Consider the following 22,955-nt stretch of genomic DNA (forward strand, 5'->3'; position numbering starts at 1 on the left):
TTGCGCTGTGTCCAGTCATCGTCCCCGCTCCCGGGCCGCGGCAATCGCTCGTGCCGGAGGAACAGCTCCTAGGCGGAACCGCCCGCCGTGTTCCGTCGTCCCAGGGCCAGCAGGATTCCCTCGTGTCCCGGGCGCACCGTGTGCTGCAGATCGTGGATCTCCAGTTCCGCGGCGTACGGCTCCAGGCTCCGCCGGGCCCGCTGTGCGTCCACCGGGTAGGCCGGATAGCGGTGTTCGCCCACCTGGTATCCCTGCGACTGTTTCATGAAGGCGACGGCGAAGGGCGCCGATGCGTCCAGGGCGTTCATGAAGCAGCGCACGCCCCGCTGGAACTCCTCGGCGTCCTCGGACATCGAGTCGGCGACGAAGAACATCGTCCCGACGTCCCAGCGCCGTTGTCCGTTCAGGTCGAAGAGGTTGCCCCGCTCCACCCGGACGATCTGGCCGACCTCGGTGTGCGGGTCGATGCCGCGGTAGGCGGGGGCCTGGCGCAGCTCGTCCCAGAACGCGTCCCAGGTCGCGTCGAGCCCTCCGGGAGCGGTCTGGCGCTCCAGGTAGGCGACGTTCGGCGGCGCGTACTCCAGCAGCAGGATCTTCTCGCACCAGGGCAGCATGGACAGCGCGGGGTACAGGTTGGCACCGGCGCCGACGTCGACTCCTCTGGCCGAGCGCGAGACCGCGGCGGCGAAGCAGCGGCTGAAGTGGTCGCGCAGCAGCCGCACGATCTTCAGGTCCACTTCCAGTGGGGTGCGGTAGTTGTTGTCGACGTACACCTCGGGGTCGAACTCCGACCACGGTGCGTCAGCGTTGCGGTCCATCATCACCCTGCCGCGTCCGTTCGTCTCGGGAGTTGCGCGGGCAGGCCTGCGGGAACCCCCGTGGGGTGTCGGCGGCCCGGGACGGAACACCGCCTCACCCTGCACGGTAGGCCGCGAGGGCACGAACAGACAGCCGGGAATGCGTCGTTCCCGGCGCACCGGAAGCGCCGCGGAGCGCCTCGGCGCACGGCGGCGGGGCGCACGCCACCCTTGCGAGCAGGCAGTTGGGCGCTCACGCTGGTCGGCAGGTGCCGCCGACGCCGCCACGGTTCTCTCCTCCCTTCGGGTGTATCGGGCAGGCGCCCTTCGAGTTGACGTCCGCATGTTCCGCACGTCCTCACTGGGGGTGGGTGGCATGGCCACAGAGCCGCTGAAACGCTTTTCCACGCACGACGGACCGCTCGCGCGTCCCGGAGCGCCTGCGGACCCGGACACGGCCCCCCTCGTCCTGCGGACCGCGCGCGAGTCCGACCTGCCCGAGCTGCGACGGCTGGACCAGGAGGTCTTCGGGGAGGTCGCCTACCCCGCTTTCCTGCTGCGCCAGCTGTACGACATGTACGCCGAGCACTTCCTGGTGCTCGACGACGGCACCGGCCGTCTGCGCGGCTACGTGCTGGCGGGGACCTCGGCCCTGCGTGCGGACAGCTGGATCCTGGGCCTGGGCGTGGCCCACGACCGCCGCCGTCACGGGCTGGGCCGCGAGCTGATGGTGGCGATCCTCGGCCGACTGCGGCGCAGCGGCATCAAGGAGGTCCGGCTCACCGTGGAGCCCGGCAACCGCGCCGCCGTCCTGCTCTACCGTTCGCTGGGCTTCCGCCCCGAGGGGCCCGACGGGGGCCTGCGCCGCGACTACTTCGGCCCCGGCATGGACCGCCAGATCCTGCACCTGGACCTGGCCGCGCGGGCCGCCGCCCCGCAGGGGTGAGCACACCGCCGTGCCGGGCGGGGCGCTGCGGCGGTGAGCGGGCCGTGGCGGCGGTGCGCCAACTGGGAACGGGGCGTGGGCCCCCGTCAGGAAGCACGGTGGGGCGCCGTCGGGACCGGCGTGCGGGCCTGCGTCAGCAGCAGGGCGGGGCCGCCGTCGGGACGGGCGTGCGGGCGCGTGTCAGGACGGGGTGCGGGCCGCCGCCAGCAGCCGGGTCACGTCGCCGGACGGCAGGGTCAGGGCGGCGCCGATGGTGGTGAGGGCGTCGTGCTCGGCGGGGGTGTAGGGGCCGTCGGCCAGGGCGATACGGGCGGCCTGGAGCAGGAGGGACTCCCGGCCGGCCGGCGCCAGGTGCGGGGCCAGCGGGTCCAGGGCCTCGTGCAGCTCTATGGTCAGCCCCGCCGCGCAGGGCCGGCTCTCGTAGGCGCGGCCGGTGTCGGCGGCCAGCGCCTCGACCAGCGCGGCCAGCTGCTCCTCGGTGCAGTCGGCGACGCCGGCCGCGCGGGCGGCGGACGCGGCGGTCTCCAGGGCGGTGCGCGAGGAGGTGCCGCCGGCGCAGAGCATCGCCAGGGCGATGGTGTGCACGGCGTCGCGCAGCATCGCGGAGAAGCGGGAGGTGGTCGGGTGGTCCAGGGTGTCGGGCCCGAAGTGGCCGCCGCAGGCGGCGCACTCCACGACCGGCCCGGTGGTGCCGCGCGGCAGCAACGGCATCCCGAGCACGGTGAAGCGGCGTCGTCCGCTCAGCCGCTGGTAGTTGCGGTCGCCCCCGCAAGCGGGGCAGAAGAACTCGCCGTCGCCGACGCAGGTCCACGCGATGCGGGTGCCCATGAGGCGGGCAAACCGGGTGGCACGGCCGTTTCGTCCCCGTACTGGCAGCACGTCGCACCTCCGTAACCCACGGCACCATCGCCGCGTGGGCGTGATGTTAGCCACATCGGCAGACCCCGTCAGCACCCCGGACGAGACCTTTCCGTGACCTGGCCGGTATCCGACGTGCGTGCGCGAGGGGCCCCGGACGCCGCGAGGCGCGGAACGGGGCCCCGAAACCGCCGGTGGGAGCGGTCAGCGCGACGCGCGGTTGACGGCCGAGACGACCGCCTTCAGCGACGCACGTGTCGTGTTCGCATCGATGCCGATGCCCCACAGGACCTTGTCGCCGATCGCGCACTCGATGTAGGAGGCGGCCTGCGCCGAGGCGCCCTCGCTCATCGTGTGCTCCTGGTAGTCCAGCAGCCGTACGTCGACGCCGATGGACTGCAGCGCGTCGAAGAAGGCGGAGATCGGGCCGTTGCCGGAGCCGGTCAGGACGACGTCCTCGCCGTCGACCGTGGCCTCCACCGTGAGCGTGTCCACACCGTCGGCGCCGGTGGTGGACTGGCCCTCCTTGAGCTGGATGCGGCCCCAGGGGTTGTCCGGGTTGGGCAGGTACTCGTCCCGGAAGACCGCCCAGATCTCCTGCGGCGTGATCTCGCCGCCCTCGGCGTCCGTCTTCGCCTGGATGATCTTCGAGAACTCGATCTGCATCCGGCGCGGCAGGTCCAGCTTGTGGTCGTTCTTCAGGACGTAGGAGATGCCGCCCTTGCCGGACTGGGAGTTGACGCGGATGACGGCCTCGTAGGAGCGGCCGACGTCCTTGGGGTCGATGGGCAGGTACGGCACCTCCCACTGCAGGTCGTCGACGCTGACGCCCTTGGCCTTCGCCTCGGCCTCCATGGCGTCGAAGCCCTTCTTGATGGCGTCCTGGTGGGAGCCGGAGAAGGACGTGTAGACAAGGTCGCCCACGTACGGGTGGCGCGGGTGGACCTCCATCTGGTTGCAGTACTCCCACGTACGACGGATCTCGTCGATGTCGGAGAAGTCGATCTGCGGGTCGACTCCCTGCGAGAACAGGTTCATCCCCAGCGTGACCAGGTCGACGTTGCCGGTGCGCTCGCCCTGCCCGAACAGGCAGCCCTCGACGCGGTCCGCGCCGGCCATGACCGACAGCTCGGCCGCGGCCACGGCGGTGCCGCGGTCGTTGTGCGGGTGGGCGGACAGGCAGATGTACTCGCGGCGGGACAGGTGGCGGTGCATCCACTCGAACCGGTCCGCGTAGGTGGAGGGCGTGGAACGCTCCACGGTCGCGGGCAGGTTGAGGATGATCTCGCGGTCCGGGCCGGGCTGCCAGACGTCCATGACCGCCTCGCAGACCTCCAGGGCGAAGTCCAGCTCGGTGTCGGTGAAGATCTCCGGCGAGTACTGGTAGCCGAACTCGGTCTCCTCGCCCAGCAGCTTCTCGGCGTACTCCATCACCAGGCGGGTGCCGTCGACGGCGATCTGCTTGATGTCGTCCTTGGAGCCGCGGAAGACGACCCGGCGGAAGACCGGAGCGGTGGCGTTGTACAGGTGGACCGTGGCACGCCGGGCGCCCTTGAGGGACTCCACCGTCCGCTCGATCAGGTCCTCGCGGGCCTGGGTCAGCACGGAGATGGTGACGTCGTCCGGGATCGCGCCCTCTTCCTCGATGATGGAGCGCACGAAGTCGTAGTCGGTCTGGCCGGAGGCGGGGAAGCCGACCTCGATCTCCTTGTAGCCCATCGCGACGAGCATGTCGAACATCGCGCGCTTGCGGGCGGGCGACATCGGGTCGATCAGGGCCTGGTTGCCGTCCCGCAGGTCGGTGGACAGCCAGCGGGGCGCCTTGGTGATCCGCTGGTCGGGCCAGGTGCGGTCAGGGATGTCGACCTGCTCGTAGCGGCCGTACTTGTGGATCGGCATGGAACTGGGCTGCTGGCGGTTCGCCATGGGGCGTGGGCTCCTCGTGAGTTCCGCTGACAAGCGGTGCCGGATGGACGGCCGACGGCGCAACACGAAGCTCCGCGGGGAGGGGGTCGGCCTTACGACTGCAGACCCTCGCCGCGGCAGCTAAGGAGAAGCAGCCCGTGACTCATGGTGCTGCGCAGCCTAGCTCAGCCGCGTCCGGCCGCGAGGGTGCGTTCCAGTATGCGAAACCGGAGGGATAAATCGGGTAAAAAGTGCGGGACCTCACGCAGTGCGGTCGTTTTCCGCTCTCACCCGCCTTCCCTCACCGCTTCCGTTCCCCGATATTTCCCCCATCCCGGTTGCGGGTAGTGACAAGACGGTGACAGGGTGCAATCGTGCGAGGCATGACCACTCACGGGGGCCTTGAGCCCGTCTTCTGCACGATCGTGCCGCCCCACGTGCTCGACCGCCTGGCGCGCCACGACGACCCCGCGCTGTCCGGCCCGGCCCGCCGCAGCCTGGAGCGCGACGCCCTGGAACGCACCCGTCGCCGGCTGACCACCGTCGTCGGCGCGCGCACCGCCGCCGCGCCCGCCGCGCCCGTCGCCGCCCGGGCCGGACAGCCCGACCGCACGATCTACGACGCCCACCACGGCACCGACCTGCCGGGCACCAAGGTCCGCGGCGAGGGCCAGCAGCCCGGCTCTGACGCCTCGGTCAACCGCGCCTACTCCGGCCTCGGCGCGACCTTCGAGCTGTTCTGGTCGGCGTACCAACGCGACTCCATCGACGGCCGCGGACTGCCGCTGCGGGCGACCGTGCACTACGACGAGCAGTACGACAACGCCTTCTGGAACGGCGAGCAGATGGTGTTCGGCGACGGTGACGGCGAGATCTTCCTCGACTTCACCATCCCCGTCGACGTCATCGGCCACGAGCTGACCCACGGCGTCACCCAGCACACCGCGAACCTCGCCTACTTCGGCCAGTCGGGGGCGCTGAACGAGTCGGTCTCCGACGTGTTCGGCTCGCTGATCAAGCAGTACACCCTCGGGCAGACCGCCGCCGAGGCCGACTGGCTGATCGGCGCGGGCCTGCTCGCCCCGCGCGTGACCGGCACCGCCCTGCGCTCCATGAAGGCGCCGGGCACGGCCTACGACGACGACGTGCTCGGCAAGGACCCGCAGCCGGCCACCATGGACGGCTACGTCCACACCGGCAGCGACAACGGCGGCGTGCACATCAACTCCGGCATCCCCAACCACGCCTTCTACCTGGTCGCCACCGCGCTCGGCGGACACGCCTGGGAGCGGGCCGGGCAGATCTGGTACGACGTGCTGACCGGAGGCGAGCTGAAACAGGACGCCCAGTTCGCGGACTTCGCGGCGCTCACCGTCAAGGCGGCCCGGGAGCGGTACGGCGCGGGCGACGAGCTGCAGGCGGTGAAGAAGGCCTGGGAGGAGGTCAAGGTACCGGCCTCGTAGGTGCGCTTCTGGGCCCGGCCCGGTCCGGGCCCTGCGCACGGCTTCGGATCTCCGCGCGACGGGGTAGACAGGCAACCATGCGGATTCACGTGAGACGGACGGGCGGTTTCGCGGGCATCGAGCGGCGCGGCGAGGTGGACACCGCGGGCCGCCCGGACGCCGCCGAGTGGCACGCCCTGGCCGAGCAGGCCCTGGCCGCCGGACGGGGCGCGCCGCCGCCCGGTGTCCCGGACGGCTTCCACTACGAGATCACCGTGGACGGGCGGACGGTGCATGTCGCCGATCCGCATCTCTCCGACGAGCAGCGCCGGCTGATCACCCGGGTGCTGCGCGAGGGAGCCTGAGGTCCGGGCCGGCGCCGGAGGCGTTGACATTCCTCACCACGGTGCGGATGATCCGCGCATGGCGACGGACCCGGTGCCCCGGACACCGCGGCTGCCCGCGTTCCCGCCCGGTTTCCTGTGGGGGGTGTCCACCTCCGCGCACCAGATCGAGGGAGCGGCCGAGGAGCGGGAGCCGTCCGTGTGGGACCGCTTCAGCGCCGAACCGGGACGGATCAGGGACGGTTCGACGGCGGCCGTGGCCTGCGACCACTACCACCGCTACCGGGAGGACGTGGCCCTGCTGGCCGGCCTGGGCGTGGACGCGTACCGCTTCTCCGTCTCCTGGCCGCGGGTGAACTCCCCCGGCGGGCTGGACTTCTACGACCGCCTCGTGGACGAGCTGTGCGCGGCGGGGATCCGCCCCGTCGTCACCCTCTTCCACTGGGACCTGCCCCTCGGCCTGGACTGGCTCGAGCGGGAGACGGCCGAGCGGTTCGCGCGGCACGTGTCGGTGGTCGTCGAGCGGCTCGGCGACCGCGTCCGCTCGTGGATCACCCTCAACGAGCCCGCCGAGCACACCCTGCTCGGTCACGCGCTGGGCGTGCACGCGCCCGGCCGGCAGCTGATGTTCGACGCGCTGCCCGTCGCCCACCATCAGCTGCTCGCCCACGGCCTCGCGGTCCGGGCGCTGCGCGCGGCCGGCGCCGCGGACATCGGCATCGCCAACTCGCACGGCCCGGCCTGGCCCGCCTCGCCCGAGCAGGCCGACACCGAGGCGGCCGGCCTCTACGACCTGCTGCTCAACCGCCTCTTCGCCGACCCCGTCCTGCTGGGGCGGTACCCCGAGGGCCTCGGGGAGTCGATGCCGGGCGACGTGGAGGCCGACCTGAAGGTGATCGCCGAGCCCGTCGACTGGTACGGCGTGAACTACTACGCGCCGACCCGGGTGGGCGCCCCGCGGGGCGCGGACAGCGAGTTCGGCGGGGTGACGCTCCCGGCCGGACTGCCGTTCACCGTGCGGCAGATCGAGGACGTACCGGTGACGGACTCCGGCTGGCCGGTGGTCCCCGAGGGCCTCACCGAGCTGCTGACCGCCTTCCGCGACCGCTACGGCGACCGCCTCCCGCCCGTCGTCGTCACCGAGAACGGCTGCTCCGGCGACGGCCTCGACGACCGCGAGCGCATCGCCTACCTGGACGCCCACATCCGCGCCCTGCACCGGGCGCTTCGGGCGGGCGTGGACGTGCGCGGCTACTTCGTGTGGTCCCTGCTGGACAACTTCGAGTGGGCGGAGGGCTACGCGCGCCGCTTCGGCCTGGTGCACGTCGACTTCGCCACCCAGCGGCGCACCCCGAAGGCCTCCTACCGCTGGTACCGCGACCTGCTGCGGGCCCAGCGGCAGCCGGCCGGCCCGACCGGCTGACCGGCCCCGGCCCGCGTCACAGCGCCCCGGCCTCCCGGGCGGTGTACACGCTCGGGTAGACGGGCCGGAAGCCGAGCTCGCGGCGGATGCGCCGGGTGTCCACGATGTTGTGCCAGGGGTCGGGGTCGGTGTTGTCGTACAGCTCGGCGGGCACCTCCATGCCGTTGAGCTGGTACAGCTCGACGGTGGTGACGGGCGCGTCGTCGCCGACGTTGTAGATCCGGCCCGCGATCCCGGGCGCGTACAGCAGCCGCATCAGGGCCTGCGCGACATCCGCGTGGTGGGCCATGTGCAGCCGCTGCTGCGGGGCCCAGCGCGGCGCCCAGGCCATGGCGTCCTTCAGGTGCGGGTCGCCCTCGCCGTAGACGAACGGGAGCCGGGCGATGCGCACGTCCAGGCCCTGAATCGCCAGCAGCGCCCGCTCCGCCTCGATCTTGGAGGCCGGGTAGGCGCCCCACATGTGCCCGCCGGGCCTGCACTCGTCCTCCTCGACCAGCGGGCGCCCACGACCGGTGCCGTACACGTTGTTCGTGCTGACCTGCACGAACCGCTCCACCCCGGCCGTCCGCGCGGCCCGGCCGAGCGCCACCGCGGCGTCCCGGTTGACCGCCCACATCTCCTCCTCGGGCACCCCCCGGAATGCGGCCGCGACGTTCACGACCGCGTCCACCCCGGCCAGCGCCTTGCCGAGGGTCTCCTCGTCGCGCAGGTCCCCCACGGCGACCTGCGCGCCCAGCCCGGCGAAGCGCGCGCCACGGGCCTCGTCCCGCACCAGCACCCGCACCTCTTCGCCCGGCTGCCGCCGCGCCAGCAGCCTGGGCACGAACCGCCGTCCCACCTGTCCCGTCGTACCGGTCACCAGGGTCAGCATGATGTGCTCCTCTCGCAGGACCGTCCTGCTCTCGCACCTCCACGGTCGGCGGCGCGGGCGGCAGGCGGGAGAGACCTCCTCATCCGGGGACTCGCGATCCCTGGTCGCGCCCGGCGGGCGGGCACATCCTGAAGGGGTGAACCGAGCCGAACTCGCCGACTTCCTGCGCCGCAGCCGAGCCCGCCTGGGCCCCTTGGACGTGGGTCTCGCCGCCGGCGCCCGCCGCCGCACGCCGGGCCTGCGCCGCGAGGAGGTGGCCCAGCTGGCCGGGATGTCCGTGGACTACTACACGCGCCTGGAGCAGTCCCGCGGCCCGCGCCCCTCGCGGCAGATGCTGAGCGCGCTGGCCCGCGCGCTGCGCCTGACGGAGGACGAGCGCGACCACCTCTTCCACCTGACCGGGGAGCAGCCGCCGCGCCGGGAGGCGACGAGCCGGCACGTGCGCCCCGGCCTGCTGCTGGTCCTGGACCGGCTGCACGACGCTCCGGCGATGGTGACCACCGACTGCGGCGAGGTGCTGGCGCAGAACGCGATGTCCCGCGTGCTCAGCGGCGACCTCATGGCCCTGCCGCCCGGCGAGCGCAATCTGACCCGCCGGTTCTTCCTGGACCCTCGGGCGCAGGAGACCTTCCCGGCCGAGGACCGCCCGCAGCGGGCCCGCGAGCAGGTGGCGAGCCTGCGGGCGGTGACCGCGGCCCGCCCCGAGGACCCGGAGCCCGCCGCCCTGGTCGCCGAACTGCGGGCCGAGAGCGAGGAGTTCGCGCGGCTGTGGGACGAGCACGAGGTCGCCGTCCGGCGCGCCTCGGTCAAACGCTTCCGGCATCCGCTGGTCGGCGTGCTGGAGCTGGACTGCGAGGTCCTGGCCCACTGCGAACACCACCAGCAGCTGGTCGTGCACACCGCCCGCCCGGGCACCGACGCCTACGAGAAACTGCGGCTGCTGCGGGTGGTGGACCTGCAGGACCTGACGGCGCCGGAAGCCCGGACGCCGTAGCTGCTCCGGGCCGCGCTGCTCGCAGCCGGTCACGCCGGCCTCGGTCCCGGTGGTGCGCACCGGCGACGAGACATCCCGGAGGACCGCACGACGGCCGGATCCCGCCCTGCCGGGCGGCGGATCCGCCGCCGCGGTGACCGATTCGTCACCATGCGTGCCGTCGAGCACCGGGCGGAAATGCCTACGACGACGTCAGTACCCCGTCGTACCCTGGGAAGCGCGAGGCCGCCCTCAGCAATGCGGCCGTGACGAGGAGGAATCGCAGGCCTTAAGCGCCGGCCCATGACTCAGACACCCGCAGCAAACACCCCCGCGCAGGGGCAGGCGAGAGCACAGTTCACCGTCCCCGCTCAGCACCCCATGGTGACCGTGCTGGGTTCCGGCGACTCCCTTCTGCGCGTGATCGAGAAGGCCTTCCCGGCGGCCGACATCCATGTCCGGGGCAACGAGATCAGCGCGACGGGCGATCCGGCCGACGTCGCCCTCATCTCGCGTGTGTTCGACGAGATGATGCTGGTGCTGCGCACCGGGCAGCCGATGACGGAGGACGCGGTGGAACGCTCGATCGCCATGCTCAGGGCAAGCGAGAACGGCGAGAGCGACGGTCACGAGACCCCGGCCGAGGTGCTCACCCAGAACATCCTGTCCTCACGCGGCCGCACGATCCGCCCCAAGACGCTGAACCAGAAGCGCTACGTCGACGCCATCGACAAGCACACGATCGTCTTCGGCATCGGCCCCGCCGGTACTGGCAAGACCTACCTCGCCATGGCCAAGGCGGTGCAGGCCCTGCAGTCCAAGCAGGTCAACCGCATCATCCTGACCCGGCCCGCGGTCGAGGCCGGCGAGCGCCTGGGCTTCCTGCCCGGCACGCTCTACGAGAAGATCGACCCCTATCTGCGTCCGCTGTACGACGCGCTGCACGACATGATCGACCCGGACTCGATCCCCCGGCTGATGGCCGCGGGGACGATCGAGGTCGCTCCGCTGGCCTACATGCGCGGCCGCACGCTCAACGACGCCTTCATCATCCTCGACGAGGCGCAGAACACCTCGCCCGAGCAGATGAAGATGTTCCTCACCCGGCTCGGCTTCGACTCCAAGATCGTGATCACCGGTGATGTGACGCAGGTCGACCTGCCCAACGGCACCAAGAGCGGCCTGCGCCAGGTGCAGGAGATCCTGGAGGGCGTCGAGGACGTCCACTTCGCCCGGCTGTCGTCGCACGACGTCGTACGGCACAAGCTCGTGGGCCGTATCGTCGACGCGTACGAGAGGTACGACAGCAAGCACGGCACCGAGAACGGCGCGCCGAAGCCCACGGGCCGCGGCAGGGCCGCGCAGGGGCACGGGCACAAGGGGAAGTAGACCAGCACGACCATGTCGATCGACGTCAACAACGAGTCCGGCATCGAGGTCGACGAACAGGCGATCCTCGACATCGCCCGTTACGCCCTCGCGCGGATGCGCATCCACCCGCTGTCGGAGCTGTCGGTGATCGTCGTGGACGCCGACGCCATGGAGCAGCTGCACGTGCAGTGGATGGACCTGCCGGGGCCCACCGATGTCATGTCCTTCCCGATGGACGAGCTGCGTCCGCCGTCGAAGGACGACGACGAGCCCCCGCAGGGCCTGCTCGGCGACATCGTGCTGTGCCCCGAGGTGGCCGCCAAACAGGGCGCCGAGGCGCCGACGCGGCACTCCATGGACGAGGAGCTGCAGCTGCTCACCGTGCACGGTGTGCTGCATCTGCTCGGCTACGACCACGAGGAGCCGGACGAGCGGGCCGAGATGTTCGGCCTGCAGGCCGCCATCGTCGACGGATGGCGGGCCGAGCGCGGCCTGACCGGCCCGTCCCCGGCGCCCACCGTCTCGTAGGCGCCCGGCGATGAACCCGCAGATCGTGATCGGCGCGGTCGCGCTGGTCGTCGTCGCCTGGCTCGCCGCCTGCGCGGAGGCCGGCCTGGCCCGCGTGTCCAGCTTCCGCGCCGAGGAGGCGGTGAAGTCCGGCCGCCGCGGCAGTGCCCGGCTGGCCAAGGTCGCCGCCGACCCGACCCGCTATCTGAACGTCGCGCTGCTGGTGCGCGTGGCCTGCGAGATGGCCGCGGCGGCACTGGTGACCTACGCCTGCCTGGAGGCGTTTCCCGGCACGGCGCAGGCGCTGGTGATCGCGATCGCGGTCATGGTGCTGGTGTCGTACGTGGCCGTCGGTGTGTCCCCGCGCACCATCGGCCGCCAGCATCCGCTGACCACGGCGACCGTCGCGGCGTACGTCCTGGTGCCGCTGGCGCGGATCATGGGCCCGGTGCCGTCGCTGCTCATCCTCCTCGGCAACGCGCTCACCCCGGGCAAGGGCTTCCGTCACGGCCCCTTCGCCTCGGAGGCGGAGCTGCGCGCGCTGGTGGACCTGGCCGAGAAGCAGTCGCTGATCGAGGACGAGGAGCGCCGCATGGTGCACTCGGTCTTCGAGCTGGGCGACACGCTGGTGCGCGAGGTGATGGTGCCGCGCACCGACCTCGTGGTCATCGAACGGTTCAAGACCGTCCGCCAGGCCCTCACCCTGGCGCTGCGCTCGGGTTTCTCGCGCATCCCGGTCACCGGGGACAGCGAGGACGACATCGTCGGCATCGTCTACCTGAAGGACCTGGCCCGCCGCACCCACATCAGCCGGGAGGCGGAGGGCGAGCTGGTGTCCACCGTGATGCGCCCGGCGGTGTTCGTGCCGGACACCAAGAACGCCGGTGACCTGCTGCGCGAGATGCAGAAGGAACGCAATCACGTCGCCGTGGTCATCGACGAGTACGGCGGCACGGCCGGCATCGTGACCATCGAGGACATCCTGGAGGAGATCGTCGGTGAGATCACCGACGAGTACGACCGGGAGCTGCCGCCGGTGCAGGACCTGGGCGACGGCCGCCACCGGGTCACCGCCCGCCTCGGCATCGGTGACCTGGGCGAGCTGTACGGCCTGGAAGAGTACGACGACGAGGACGTGGAGACGGTCGGCGGCCTGCTCGCCAAGGCCCTGGGCCGGGTGCCGATCGCCGGTGCCTCCTCGGTGGTCGCCCTGCCGGACGGGCGGAAGCTGCGGCTGACCGCGGAGGCCGCCGCCGGCCGACGCAACAAGATCGTGACGGTGCTGGTGGAGCCGGTGCCCGTGCCGGCCGCGCTCCCGGGGGACGAGGACAAGCCGGAGTGACGGCGAAGACACTGCGTGATCTGTGCCTGTCGTTCAACGCGGCCGTGGAGGAGTTCCCGTTCGGCCCTGAGATGTCCGTCTTCAAGGTGCTCGGCAAGATGTTCGCCCTGTCGGCGCTGGATGTGCGGCCGCTGACGGTGAACCTCAAGTGCGATCCGGAGGACGCGGTCCGGCTGCGCGCCGCGCACCCAGGGCTGATCGTTCCGGGCTGGCACATGAACAAGCGGCACTGGAACACGGTCACGGTCGACGGCTCGCTGCCCGACCGGCTCGTCCGCGAGCTGGTGGAGGACTCCTACGACCTGGTGGTGGCCGGGCTGCCGCGTGCCGAACGGCTGCGTCTCGACCGCCCCTGACGGTCGGCCCTCCACCGCCGCGGCTCCCGTCCGCCGCGGGGCGCCCTCGGCCGCGTCGCGGCCGGTGCGGCTCCGTATGCTCGGATCATGACTGACAGCAACGGGCTCGACCCCGAGGACCGCAAGATCGTCACCCTGGCCCGTTCGGTGCGGGCCCGCAACGGTGTGCCCGAGGGCGCGGCCGTGCGGGACGAGACCGGACGCACCTACGCCGCCGGGTCGGTGCGTCTGCCCTCGCTGAAGCTGAGTGCCCTGCAGACGGCCGTGGCGATGGCCGTGGCGTCCGGGGCCACCTCGCTGGAGGCGGCGGCCGTGGTGAGCGAGGCGGAGGGCATCGCCCCTGAGGACCGGGCCGCGGTCGGGGACCTGGGCGGTCCCGAGACGCCGGTGCTGCTGGCCGGCCCGGACGGCACGGTACGGCTCACCCAGCCGGCGGGCGCGGCCGAGTAACCCCGCCGGGCTCCCCCGGCTCACGGCCCGCTCGCGCGTGCGTATCCGGTCACACCCCGGCGCCTTCCGGTGAGCGGACCGGCCACGCGCGGACACGTCCACGGCGCCCCCGGCCGCATCCCGCGGGGACGCGGGGTGCGCCCGGGCGTCGTCGATCAGGGAGAATGGGCGCCATGAGCGTTCGCACCCAGTCATCCGAGCAGTCCACCGAGGCTGTCCACCGGGCCGGCTTCGCCTGTTTCGTGGGCCGGCCCAACGCGGGCAAGTCCACCCTGACGAACGCTCTGGTCGGGCAGAAGGTGGCGATCACCTCGAACCGGCCGCAGACGACCCGGCACACCGTGCGGGGCATCGTGCACCGGCCCGACGCGCAGCTGATCCTGGTGGACACCCCGGGCCTGCACAAGCCGCGCACCCTGCTGGGCGAGCGGCTGAACGACGTGGTGCGCACCACGTGGGCGGAGGTCGACGTGATCGGCTTCTGCCTGCCCGCCGACCAGAAGATCGGCCCCGGTGACCGTTTCATCGCCAAGGAACTGGCCGGGATCAAGCGGACCCCGAAGGTCGCGGTCGTCACCAAGACGGATCTGGTGGACTCCAAGGCCCTGGCCGAACAGCTGATCGCGGTCGACCGGCTCGGCAAGGAGCTGGGCATCGACTGGAAAGAGATCGTGCCGGTGTCGGCGACCGCCGGGAAGCAGGTGGACCTGCTCGCCGACCTGCTGATCCCGCTGCTGCCTCAGGGGCCCGCCCTGTACCCCGAGGGCGATCTGACCGACGAGCCCGAGCAGGTGATGGTGGCGGAGCTGATCCGCGAGGCCGCGCTGGAGGGGGTGCGGGACGAGCTGCCGCACTCCATCGCCGTGGTCGTGGAGGAGATGCTGCCCCGCCCGGACCGTCCCGCGGACAAGCCGCTGCTCGACATCCACGCGAACGTCTACATCGAGCGGCCCAGCCAGAAGGGCATCATCATCGGCCCGCGCGGCAAGCGGCTGAAGGAGGTCGGCATCAAGTCCCGCCGCCAGATCGAGGCCCTGCTGGGCACCCCGGTCTACCTCGACCTGCATGTGAAGGTGGCCAAGGACTGGCAGCGCGACCCGAAGCAGCTGCGCAAGCTCGGCTTCTGAGCACAACGGCGGCCCGTGTCCGCACCGGCCGTGAACCCGGCCGGTGCGGACACGTACGTGCGAACACGTACGTCAGCGCAGGGCGCGCAGGGCTTTCCCGGCGCCCTGGGCGCCGAGTTTCACGAAGACGGGAGTCGTGCCCAGCGGGGTGGCGTAGGACGCGAGGGTCCGGCCGCCCGCGACGATCCTGTGGTGCGTCACGTCGTACCAGGCGCCCGGGGGCAGGTGGACGGGGCGGGAGGGGGCGTCGGCGAGCTGGGGGGCGGCCAGGACGGCCGGGCCGAGCATCCACTCGTCGCCGATCGTGTAGGTGTCCCGGTCCTCGGGGAAGTCGAAGAACAGCGGGCGCATGATCGGGTCGCCGGTCCTCAGGCTGTGCTGGACCTGGTCCCAGATGTACGGGGCGAGGCGCTGGTGCCGGGCGATGGCCTCACGGTACAGGGCGACGGTCTCCTCGTCGTAGACGACCGGCCGGCCGGTGGTGGGGTCGATGGTGTCGACCGGGGACGTGGAGGAGTACATCAGCGGCATCAGGGCGGCCGACTGCGCCCAGCGGACCAGGACCTCCTTCGCCGGTGCCGGCTGGCTGCTGGAGCCGCCGATCATGTCGGTGGTGACGAAGGGGTAGCCGATCGTGGAGATGGCGAGGTTCTGGGTGACGGAGGCCCGCAGGGAGTTCCAGCCGGTGCCCTTGTCGAGCTGGCGGGTGACGAACCCGGCCCGGTGGGCGGCGGTGTCCCAGTGGACGCGGATGCCCACGCCCTGCAGGTCGTACCCGTCGGCGAGTTCGGCGCCCAGCCGCTGGTAGTCGGTGGGCCGGTAGCCCTCGTGCGGGGCGCACCGCTCGTCGAAGAAGCGGGTGTCGAACTTCAGGCCGTCGACGCCGTAGGTGTCCATGAGGGTGTGCAGCCGGCCCTCGTACCAGGATCGCGCCTCGGGGTTGCCCAGGTCGACGATGCCGGCGGTGCCGTTCCACCAGGTGACCGTGCAGGGCTTGGCGGGGTCGGCGGCGTCCTTGAGCAGATAGCCGTGGTCGGCGGCGTAGCGGTACTGGTCGGAGTCCAGGTTGATCCACAGGGTGACCCACAGGCCGAAGTCGAAGCCGAGGCCGTGGATCGTGTCGGACATGGCCTTCGGGTCCGGGTAGGCCTTGGGGTCGAAGGTCATGTTCCCGTAGTCCGACTCCCACTTGTCGTCCAGCTGCAGGGCGTGCCCGGTGATGCCGTGGTCGTGCAGGTCCTGGGCGTAGTCGAGGAGTTTCGCCTGGTCGACGTGGGTGTAGAACTGGGCCCAGGAGTTCCACACGGGTTCGGCGTACTGGCGGTAGGTCGCGTCGGACTTGGCGGGCCGGCCGACGAGGTCCACGTAGTCGCGGTAGACCTGCAGGGGCGTGGACTCCACGAAGACGGTCGCCCGGTACGGCTCGGCGGACTCGATGTCGAAGCGGCCGAGGCCGTCCTGGTCCTGGTTGAGGGACACGTCCATGACCTGGCCGGTGTCCACGTGCAGTCCGGTGGCGCGGGAGGTGTACCAGAACGGGTCGATCATGTAGTAGGAGGCCGGGCCGAAGGCGGGGTGCACGACCTCGCCGCTGTCGAGCGGCCAGGGCTGGTCGGTGGCGGGGCCGCCGTCGGGGGTCTGGGTCTCTCCGTGGCCGTACCAGTGGCCGGCGGACGACAGATCGCAGGCCAGGCCGAGCCGTTCGGGGGTGGCGCCGGTGACCTGCCACGTCAGCTGGTAGCGGTCGGCCGAGGGGGTCACGCGGGCCTCGACCGTGGCGCCCGGTGCGGTGGTGTCGGCGGTGAGAGTGAGGGTGCCGTCCTTCCAGGCGTAGCCGGTGACCCGGGTGGCGTGGTGCCAGGTTCCGGCGGTGCGGAAGCGCAGGGCGCCGGTGTCGCCGGAGGCGGTGGCCAGGACGGTGCTGCCCGACCGGCGGGTGGTGAAGGAGAGCTGTCCGGTCGTCACCTGCAGCCGGTACCCGGGGGCGGCGTGGCTCGGCGGGACGGTCAGGGTGAGGTCGTCGGCGGTGCGGGTGAGCCGGGCGGTCGTATCCGTCGGGGCCCGGGGCGGGGACTGGGGGCGGGCCTGGGCCGGCTCGGGTGCGGTCAGCGCGGTCGGGAGAGCAGCGGCCAGGGCGAGAGCGAGGGTGGTCAGGAGCACTCGGGGGCTGTGCGGTGGTCTTCGCACGACGCATGTCCTTCGTCACAGGCAGTCATGGGTCAGGTGGTGCTTCACAGGTGCCGGAGCCCGTGCACCGCCGTCCGGGTGCGGCGGCGGTGCGTCATCGTGCTTGATTCCGCCGATGGTCGAGCAGGAAACGACACCTGTCAACGGCCGGGCTCTCGCCGGGCGGACCGGGCCCCCGGGTGCTGAGCGGTCCGTGTCAGGCCGAGCGGCGGAACCCGATGGTGGGGACGGCTCTGCGCCGCGGCCACGGCTGTGGGCACGTCTGGGAGACCAGCCGGTCGAGGAAGGCGTACCGGCGCAGTGCCTCCGGGTCCTGCCCGTCCACGCACTGCACCCGGCGCCACCAGGCGGCGATCTCCGACCAGTCGGGCGCCGAGAGCGAACCGCCGAACTCCTGCACGGACAGGGCGGCGACCAGCCCCGCGAAGGCCAGCCGGTCGGCCAGCGGCCAGCCGGCCAGGGAGCCGGTGACGAAGCCGGCCACGAACACGTCGCCCGCCCCCGTCGGGTCCAGTGCGTCCACCGCGATGGCGGGCACCTCGGCAGCCTCCCCGGTGCGCCGGTCCACCGCGTAGGCGCCCTCGGAGCCGAGGGTGACCACCGCGACCGGCACGTACTCGGTGAGCGCGTGGGCGGCGGTGCGGGGGCAGTCGGTGCGCGTGTAGCGCATCGCCTCCTCGGCGTTGGGCAGGAACGCCTCGCAGTACGTCAGGTCGGCCAGGGCCGTCAGGTCCCAGGCGCCGGTGTCGTCCCAGCCGACGTCCGCGAAGACACGGGTGCCCTGGCGTGCGCTCTGCGCGATCCAGGGGGCGTGCTGACCGGGTGTCAGGGAGGCCACGGCGGCCCGTGCCCGGGGCGGGCACGTGGGGGCGGGTTCCTCCAGAGGCGGCTCGTGGCCGTGGGAGACCATGGTGCGCTCGCCCTCGTAGGCCATGGAGACGGTGACCGGCGAGTGCCAGCCGGGCACGGTGCGGGACGGGGTCAGGTCGATGCCCTCGCCCTGTTCCAGCACGTCCCAGCAGTACTCGCCGTAGTGGTCGTCGCCGAAGGCCGCGGCCAGGCAGGTGCGCAGGCCCAGCCGGGCCAGCGCGGTCGCCATGTTGGCCACGCCGCCCGGGCTGGAGCCCATGCCGCGGGCCCAGGACTCCGTCCCGCGCACCGGGGCGGAGTCGAGCCCGGTGAAGATGATGTCGAGGAAGACCGTGCCGGTCAGATACACGTCCCAGGGCGGGTCGTCCGCCGACCGGGTCCCGGCCAGCGGATCGATCTGCGGGCCGGCCGGGGCGTGCGGGGCTCCGACGGTGTACTCCCTGTCCTGCGGGTGCAGCGGATCCTCTCCGGCGGGCGGGTGCGACGCGGTCACGGTGCGCTCCTGACATGGTGCGGATCAGGCCAGTGTGCACCACCGGAGCGGCCCGGGGGAGGCGATCACGCCGGAAGCACCGCTGCGGGCTTCACCGCCGGCGGTCACGCCTGGCGCGGGGTGCTCACCAGCGCGGCACGGCCGGAGTGACCCAGTCCGGGTCGGCGACGCGCATCGCCGCCGCGTCGTCGCGGTCGCGCAGCGCACCGTCGTCGTCCAGCCACCGGCGGTGCAGGAACGCCAGCTTGTCGCGGTCGAGTTCGACGCCGAGTCCGGGCGCGTCACAGACGGCGACCCGGCCGCCGGTGAAGGCGACGCGTTCGGTCAGCACGTCCTCCGACTGCCAGGGGTAGTGGGTGTCGCAGGCGTGGTGCAGGCCCGGGACGGTCGCGGCGACGTGGGTCATCGCGGCCAGGCTGATGCCCAGGTGGGTGTTGGAGTGCATGGACACGCCGACGCCGAAGGTGCGGCAGACCGCGGCGAGGTGCTGGGTGTTGCGCAGGCCGCCCCAGTAGTGGTGGTCGGAGAGCACGACCTGCACGGCGCCCCGGGTGAAGGCCTCCTCGATCTCGGCGAAGGTCGTCACGCACATGTTGGTGGCGAGCGGCACCCCGGCGCGGGCGGCGACCTCGGCCATGGCAGGCGTGCCGAGCGTGGGGTCCTCCAGGTACTCCAGCAGGTCCCCGAGTTCCTCCGCCACCCTCAGCGAGGTCGGAACCGACCAGGCGCCGTTGGGGTCGAGCCGCAGCGGGTGTCCCGGGAACGCCTCGGCCAGCGCCCGGACGGCGGCGATCTCCTCCTCGGGCGGGAACACCCCGCCCTTGAGCTTGAAGGAGGTGAAGCCGTGGCGTTCGGTGAACCGGCGGGCCTGGGCGACGACGCCCTCCGGGTCGAGGGCGGCGCCCCAGTCGTCGGGCTCGCAGGCCACGCCCTTCGGGTGGGACTCCCACTTGTAGAACAGGTAGGCGCTGTACTCCACGGCGTCGCGGAGCTTGCCGCCGAGCAGGGCGTGCACCGGCAGGCCGAGTGCCTTGCCGAGGGCGTCCAGGCAGGCGACCTCGAAGCCGGAGACGACGGACAGGCGCAGTTTGTCCGCGGTCTGCACACCGCGCAGCCCGCCCACGTCGACCGCGTCGGACACCTGGGAGGCGTCCACGGCGACCTGGTCGGCGAGGGTGAACAGCCCGCCCAGGGACGTGAGCTGATGTCCTTTCAGCTTTTGGGCCAGCGGGCGGGCCAGGTCCAGGTACTTGGTGTCGCCGTAGGTCTCGCCGACGCCCGTGATCCCGTCGGCCGTGACCACCTCCACGATCAGGCGGGGCGTGTACGGCTGGTGGACGCCCTGGGTGTTCAGCAGCGGCGGGTCGGCCACCAGGATGGGCGTCAGCCGTACGTCGGTGATGGTCAGGTCACGGCTCACGGGATCATCTCCCCATGTAGATGCCATCTACGTATGCAGACAGAGGTTAGGGAGGTGAACAGAGAGCGTCAATGGGGCGAGCGCCGCCGCGGGCCGGCGCCGGCCACTACGATCAGGGGCATGCCGAGGTCAGCGCAGAGCGAGGGCGTGCGCGAGGTGAAGTCCGCGGCGCGGACGGTGGAACTGCTGGAGCTGCTCGCCGCGCGCGGCGACCGTCCGGCGCGACTGCAGGAGCTGGCCGAGACCCTCGGCGTGCCGCGCAGCTCGATGTACGCGCTGCTGCAGACGCTGATCTCGCGCGGCTGGGTGCGCACGGACGTCACCGGCTCGCTCTACGGCATCGGCATCCACGCCCTGCTCACCGGCACGAGTTACCTGGACTCCGACCCGCGGGTGCGCCTGGTGCGGCCCTTTCTGGACCAGGCGTCGGAGCGGCTGGGCGAGACGATCCACCTGGGCCGGCTGGACGGGCGGGACGTGGCCTATCTGGCGACGCGGGAGTCGCACGAGTACCTGCGGACGATCAGCCGGGTGGGGCGGCGGCTGCCGGCCCATGTGGGCGCGCTCGGCAAGGCGCTGCTGGCCGAGCGCCCCGACGAGGACCTGCCCGCCGGCCCCTACGAGGCGCTCACCCCGAACTCGCACACCACCCGCGAGGCGCTGGCCGCCGATCTCGCCGCCGTGCGCGAGCGCGGCTGGGCCGTCGACCGCGAGGAGGGCGTCCTCGGCATCGTCGGCTTCGGTTTCGCGCTGCGCTACGACACCCCGGCACAGGACGCGATCAGCTGCTCGGTGCCGGTGTCCCGGCTGACCCCCGAGCACGAGAAGCGGATCGTCGCGGTCATGGAGGAGATCCGGGCGCGTATCGAGGCGGCCGCGCCGGGCGCGGGCAGCGGCCCGCGCTGGCGGTGAGCCTTTGTCCCCCGCCTCACGGGAACGTGTACGCCTCGACCTCGGCCAGGCAGCGCTGCCGCCGCTCCTCGTCGTGCTCCAGGAAGGCGGCGCGGAAGGAGTTGCGGGCCAGCTCGCGCAGCTGCTCCTCGGTCAGGCCGAGGGTGTCCCGCACCGCGTCGAAGTTGTCGCCGGCGTAGCCGCCGAAGTAGGCCGGGTCGTCGGAGTTGACCGTGCACACCAGCCCGGCGTCGAGCATGGCGGGCAGCGGATGCCCGGCGAGACTCGCGACGGTGCGCAGCCGGACGTTGGACAGCGGGCACACGGTCAGCGGGATGCGCTCCCGCACCAGCCGGTCGACCAGGGCGGGATCCTCCATGCAGCGCAGGCCGTGGTCGATGCGTTCGACGCCGAGCACGTCGAGGGCCTCGGTGATGTACTGCGGCGGCCCCTCCTCCCCGGCGTGCGCCACCCGGCGCAGGCCGAGGCCGGCGGCCGCCCGGAACACCTCACGGAACTTCGCCGGCGGATGCCCGACCTCGGCCGAGTCCAGGCCGACACCGGTGATCCGGTCGAGGTAGGGCTCGGCCGCGCGGAGGGTCTCAAGGGCCGAGGCGGCGGACTCGTCCCGCAGGAAGCACAGGATGAGCTGCGTGGAGATGCCGTGGTTCTGCTCGCTGCGGCTCAGCGCCCGCCACAGCCCCTCCACGACCGTGCCCAGGTCCACGCCGCGCTTGAGGTGGGCCTGCGGGTCGAAGAAGATCTCCGCGTGCCGCACGCCCTGGGCCGCGGCCCGCGCGAGGTAGGCGTCGGCCAGGTCCGTGAAGTCCTGCTCGGTGCGCAGGACGTCCATGAGCGCGTAGTACAGGTCCAGGAAGGACCGCAGATCGGTGAAGCGGTAGGCCTCGCGCAGCGCGTCGGTGTCCGCGTACGGCAGGGTCACACCGTTGCGCGCGGCCAGCGCGAACGCCGTCTCCGGCTCCAGGGTGCCTTCGATGTGCAGGTGCAGTTCGGCTTTGGGCAGGGGCATCGCAGCATCGTACGGCCCGGTCAGCGGCGTTTGGGCACCGCCACCCGCTGCAGGTCCCGGGCCACGGTCAGCTCGCCGTCGAACCCGGCCGCCCGCGCCTGCCGTTCGAACTCGCCGGGGTCGGTGTAACGCTGGCTGAAGTGGGTGAGGACGAGGTGCCGCACTCCGGCGTCCCGGGCCACCCGCCCCGCCTGCCCGGCGGTGAGGTGACCGAACTCCTCGGCGAGCGCGGCGTCGGCGTCGAGGAAGGTCGACTCGATCACCAGCAGGTCGCAGCCCTCGGCGAGGGCGGACACGCCGTCGCACAGCCGGGTGTCCATGACGAACGCGAACCGCTGCCCGCGCCGGACCTCGCTGACCGCCTCCAGCGGCACCCCGCGCAGCGACCCCTCCCGCTGCAGGCGGCCCACGTCCGGGCCGGTGATGCCGTGCGCGGCGAGCCGGTCGGGCAGCATGCGGCGCCCGTCGGGCTCGACGAGCCGGTAGCCGTAGGACTCCACCGGGTGGGACAGGCGGCGGGCCGACAGCGTGTACGCCGGGGTGGTGGCGAGGACGCCGTCGGCGTCGACCGGAGCCTCGGTCAGGGCGACCGTCTCGCGGTAGGCCGTGGCGTAGCGCAGGCGGTCGAAGAACCGTTTCCCGGAACGCGGGTAGTGCGCGGTGATCTCGTGCGGCACCCGGTCCAGGTTGATCCGCTGGATCACCCCGGCCAGGCCCAGGCTGTGGTCGCCGTGGAAGTGGGTGACGCAGATCCGGTGGATGTCGTGGGCGGCGACCCCGGCGCGCAGCATCTGCCGCTGCGTGCCCTCGCCGGGGTCGAACAGGAAGCCCTCGCCGTCCCAGCGCAGCAGATAGCCGTTGTGGTTGCGGTGCCGGGTCGGGACCTGGCTCGCGGTGCCCAGGACGACCAGTTCACGGACGGACACGTCGCTGAAGCTCCCGACCGGTCTAGCCCGGAGGCCACTGCAGGCCGCGGCCGCCCAGGAGGTGGGCGTGCGCGTGCCAGACCGTCTGGCCGGCGCCGGAGCCGGTGTTGAAGACGACGCGGTAGCTCTCCAGCTTCTCCTCGTCGGCGACGGCCTGGGTCTCGCGCAGCACGTCCGCGGCGAGCTGCGGGGCGCCGGCGGCGAGGGCGGCGGCGTCCTTGTAGTGCGCCTTGGGGATCACCAGGACGTGGGTGGGCGCCTGGGGGTTGATGTCGCGGAAGGCGAGCGTGGTGTCGGTCTCGCGGACCACCGTCGCGGGGACGTGACCCGCGACGATCTTGCAGAACAGGCAGTCGTCCTGCGGTTCCCCTGCCATGGTTCTCCTCATGCGGTGATCGTCTCGTGCTGCATCGTAGCGAGCCGGGG

Annotated in this window: 22 protein-coding genes; 12 read left to right on the plus strand and 10 right to left on the minus strand. The window is 72.2% G+C overall.

All coding sequences use genetic code 11. The features are described 5' to 3' along the window. Positions 1-68 precede the first annotated feature (68 nt). Complete coding sequence (locus IE286_RS10690; RefSeq protein WP_189796401.1) at positions 69-821, minus strand: SCO2525 family SAM-dependent methyltransferase; 753 nt, start codon at positions 819-821, stop codon at positions 69-71. 352 nt (positions 822-1,173) lie between these two features. Here IE286_RS10690 and IE286_RS10695 point away from each other — a divergent pair, with 352 nt between their 5' ends. Beyond that, positions 1,174-1,743 carry a GNAT family N-acetyltransferase gene (locus IE286_RS10695; RefSeq protein WP_189796402.1) on the plus strand — a complete coding sequence of 190 codons (570 nt, stop codon included), beginning with the start codon at positions 1,174-1,176 and terminating at the stop codon, positions 1,741-1,743. A 180-nt stretch (positions 1,744-1,923) separates the two neighbouring features. Here IE286_RS10695 and IE286_RS10700 read toward each other — a convergent pair whose 3' ends face one another. Together IE286_RS10700 and leuA are read right to left on the minus strand one after the other, a co-directional pair. Then, on the minus strand, positions 1,924-2,622 hold the full coding sequence (locus IE286_RS10700; RefSeq protein WP_189796403.1) for a TerB family tellurite resistance protein: 699 nt from the start codon (positions 2,620-2,622) through the stop codon (positions 1,924-1,926). Between the two features lie 183 nt (positions 2,623-2,805). After that, the gene (leuA, locus tag IE286_RS10705; protein WP_189796404.1) at positions 2,806-4,527 is read right to left on the minus strand and encodes a 2-isopropylmalate synthase; all 1,722 of its coding nucleotides are present in this window, start codon (positions 4,525-4,527) and stop codon (positions 2,806-2,808) included. 362 nt (positions 4,528-4,889) lie between these two features. On the opposite strand from leuA, the gene IE286_RS10710 reads away from it, so the two are divergent. The 3 genes from IE286_RS10710 to IE286_RS10720 all read left to right on the plus strand — a co-directional run bounded on the left by IE286_RS10710 (position 4,890) and on the right by IE286_RS10720 (position 7,715). Then, positions 4,890-5,969, plus strand: a complete 1,080-nt coding sequence (locus tag IE286_RS10710) for a M4 family metallopeptidase (RefSeq protein WP_189796405.1) — start codon at positions 4,890-4,892, stop codon at positions 5,967-5,969. A gap of 77 nt (positions 5,970-6,046) precedes the next feature. After that, positions 6,047-6,313, plus strand: coding sequence for a protealysin inhibitor emfourin (locus IE286_RS10715; protein WP_189796406.1), 267 nt, complete (start codon positions 6,047-6,049; stop codon positions 6,311-6,313). A gap of 58 nt (positions 6,314-6,371) precedes the next feature. Continuing rightward, a complete protein-coding gene (locus IE286_RS10720) occupies positions 6,372-7,715 on the plus strand; it encodes a GH1 family beta-glucosidase (RefSeq protein WP_189796407.1) in 1,344 nt (447 codons plus the stop codon). Positions 7,716-7,731: 16 nt separating this feature from the next. Here the strand turns inward: IE286_RS10720 and IE286_RS10725 are convergent, their stop codons facing one another. Beyond that, complete coding sequence (locus tag IE286_RS10725; RefSeq protein WP_189796408.1) at positions 7,732-8,586, minus strand: NAD-dependent epimerase/dehydratase family protein; 855 nt, start codon at positions 8,584-8,586, stop codon at positions 7,732-7,734. Positions 8,587-8,722: 136 nt separating this feature from the next. Here IE286_RS10725 and IE286_RS10730 point away from each other — a divergent pair, with 136 nt between their 5' ends. From IE286_RS10730 to era, 7 genes are all read left to right on the plus strand, one after another. Then, positions 8,723-9,580: a helix-turn-helix transcriptional regulator gene (locus IE286_RS10730; protein ID WP_189796409.1), complete on the plus strand. Its 858-nt coding sequence runs from the start codon at positions 8,723-8,725 to the stop codon at positions 9,578-9,580. Between the two features lie 282 nt (positions 9,581-9,862). Next, complete coding sequence (locus IE286_RS10735) at positions 9,863-10,948, plus strand: PhoH family protein (protein WP_189796410.1); 1,086 nt, start codon at positions 9,863-9,865, stop codon at positions 10,946-10,948. A gap of 12 nt (positions 10,949-10,960) precedes the next feature. After that, positions 10,961-11,458: an rRNA maturation RNase YbeY gene (gene ybeY, locus IE286_RS10740; protein ID WP_189796411.1), complete on the plus strand. Its 498-nt coding sequence runs from the start codon at positions 10,961-10,963 to the stop codon at positions 11,456-11,458. A gap of 10 nt (positions 11,459-11,468) precedes the next feature. Beyond that, positions 11,469-12,779, plus strand: a complete 1,311-nt coding sequence (locus IE286_RS10745; protein ID WP_189796412.1) for a hemolysin family protein — start codon at positions 11,469-11,471, stop codon at positions 12,777-12,779. Further along, positions 12,776-13,135: an MmcQ/YjbR family DNA-binding protein gene (locus tag IE286_RS10750; protein ID WP_189796413.1), complete on the plus strand. Its 360-nt coding sequence runs from the start codon at positions 12,776-12,778 to the stop codon at positions 13,133-13,135. The genes IE286_RS10745 and IE286_RS10750 overlap by 4 nt, the downstream gene beginning before the upstream one ends. Positions 13,136-13,222: 87 nt before the next feature. Further along, positions 13,223-13,585, plus strand: coding sequence for a cytidine deaminase-like protein (locus IE286_RS10755; protein WP_189796414.1), 363 nt, complete (start codon positions 13,223-13,225; stop codon positions 13,583-13,585). Between the two features lie 173 nt (positions 13,586-13,758). Next, positions 13,759-14,712: a GTPase Era gene (gene era, locus IE286_RS10760; RefSeq protein ID WP_189796415.1), complete on the plus strand. Its 954-nt coding sequence runs from the start codon at positions 13,759-13,761 to the stop codon at positions 14,710-14,712. 72 nt (positions 14,713-14,784) lie between these two features. Here era and IE286_RS10765 read toward each other — a convergent pair whose 3' ends face one another. From IE286_RS10765 to IE286_RS10775, 3 genes are all read right to left on the minus strand, one after another. Next, positions 14,785-16,872 (minus strand): glycoside hydrolase family 31 protein, encoded by a 2,088-nt coding sequence (locus IE286_RS10765; RefSeq protein ID WP_505014444.1) that lies wholly within the window; start codon positions 16,870-16,872, stop codon positions 14,785-14,787. 223 nt (positions 16,873-17,095) lie between these two features. Next, a complete protein-coding gene (locus tag IE286_RS10770) occupies positions 17,096-18,262 on the minus strand; it encodes a carbohydrate kinase family protein (RefSeq protein ID WP_189796416.1) in 1,167 nt (388 codons plus the stop codon). A 124-nt stretch (positions 18,263-18,386) separates the two neighbouring features. Continuing rightward, positions 18,387-19,682: a glucarate dehydratase family protein gene (locus IE286_RS10775; RefSeq protein ID WP_189796417.1), complete on the minus strand. Its 1,296-nt coding sequence runs from the start codon at positions 19,680-19,682 to the stop codon at positions 18,387-18,389. Positions 19,683-19,802: 120 nt separating this feature from the next. Here IE286_RS10775 and IE286_RS10780 point away from each other — a divergent pair, with 120 nt between their 5' ends. Further along, positions 19,803-20,594, plus strand: a complete 792-nt coding sequence (locus tag IE286_RS10780) for an IclR family transcriptional regulator (RefSeq protein WP_189796418.1) — start codon at positions 19,803-19,805, stop codon at positions 20,592-20,594. 16 nt (positions 20,595-20,610) lie between these two features. Here the strand turns inward: IE286_RS10780 and IE286_RS10785 are convergent, their stop codons facing one another. The 3 genes from IE286_RS10785 to IE286_RS10795 are packed head-to-tail and all read right to left on the minus strand — an operon-like array spanning position 20,611 to position 22,905. Continuing rightward, positions 20,611-21,603, minus strand: coding sequence for an adenosine deaminase (locus IE286_RS10785; protein WP_189796419.1), 993 nt, complete (start codon positions 21,601-21,603; stop codon positions 20,611-20,613). Between the two features lie 20 nt (positions 21,604-21,623). After that, on the minus strand, positions 21,624-22,529 hold the full coding sequence (locus IE286_RS10790; RefSeq protein WP_189796420.1) for a ribonuclease Z: 906 nt from the start codon (positions 22,527-22,529) through the stop codon (positions 21,624-21,626). Between the two features lie 22 nt (positions 22,530-22,551). Then, positions 22,552-22,905, minus strand: coding sequence for a histidine triad nucleotide-binding protein (locus tag IE286_RS10795; protein ID WP_189796421.1), 354 nt, complete (start codon positions 22,903-22,905; stop codon positions 22,552-22,554). Positions 22,906-22,955 lie beyond the last annotated feature (50 nt).

Source organism: Streptomyces thermodiastaticus, from assembly GCF_014656135.1.
Lineage (GTDB): Bacteria > Actinomycetota > Actinomycetes > Streptomycetales > Streptomycetaceae > Streptomyces > Streptomyces thermodiastaticus.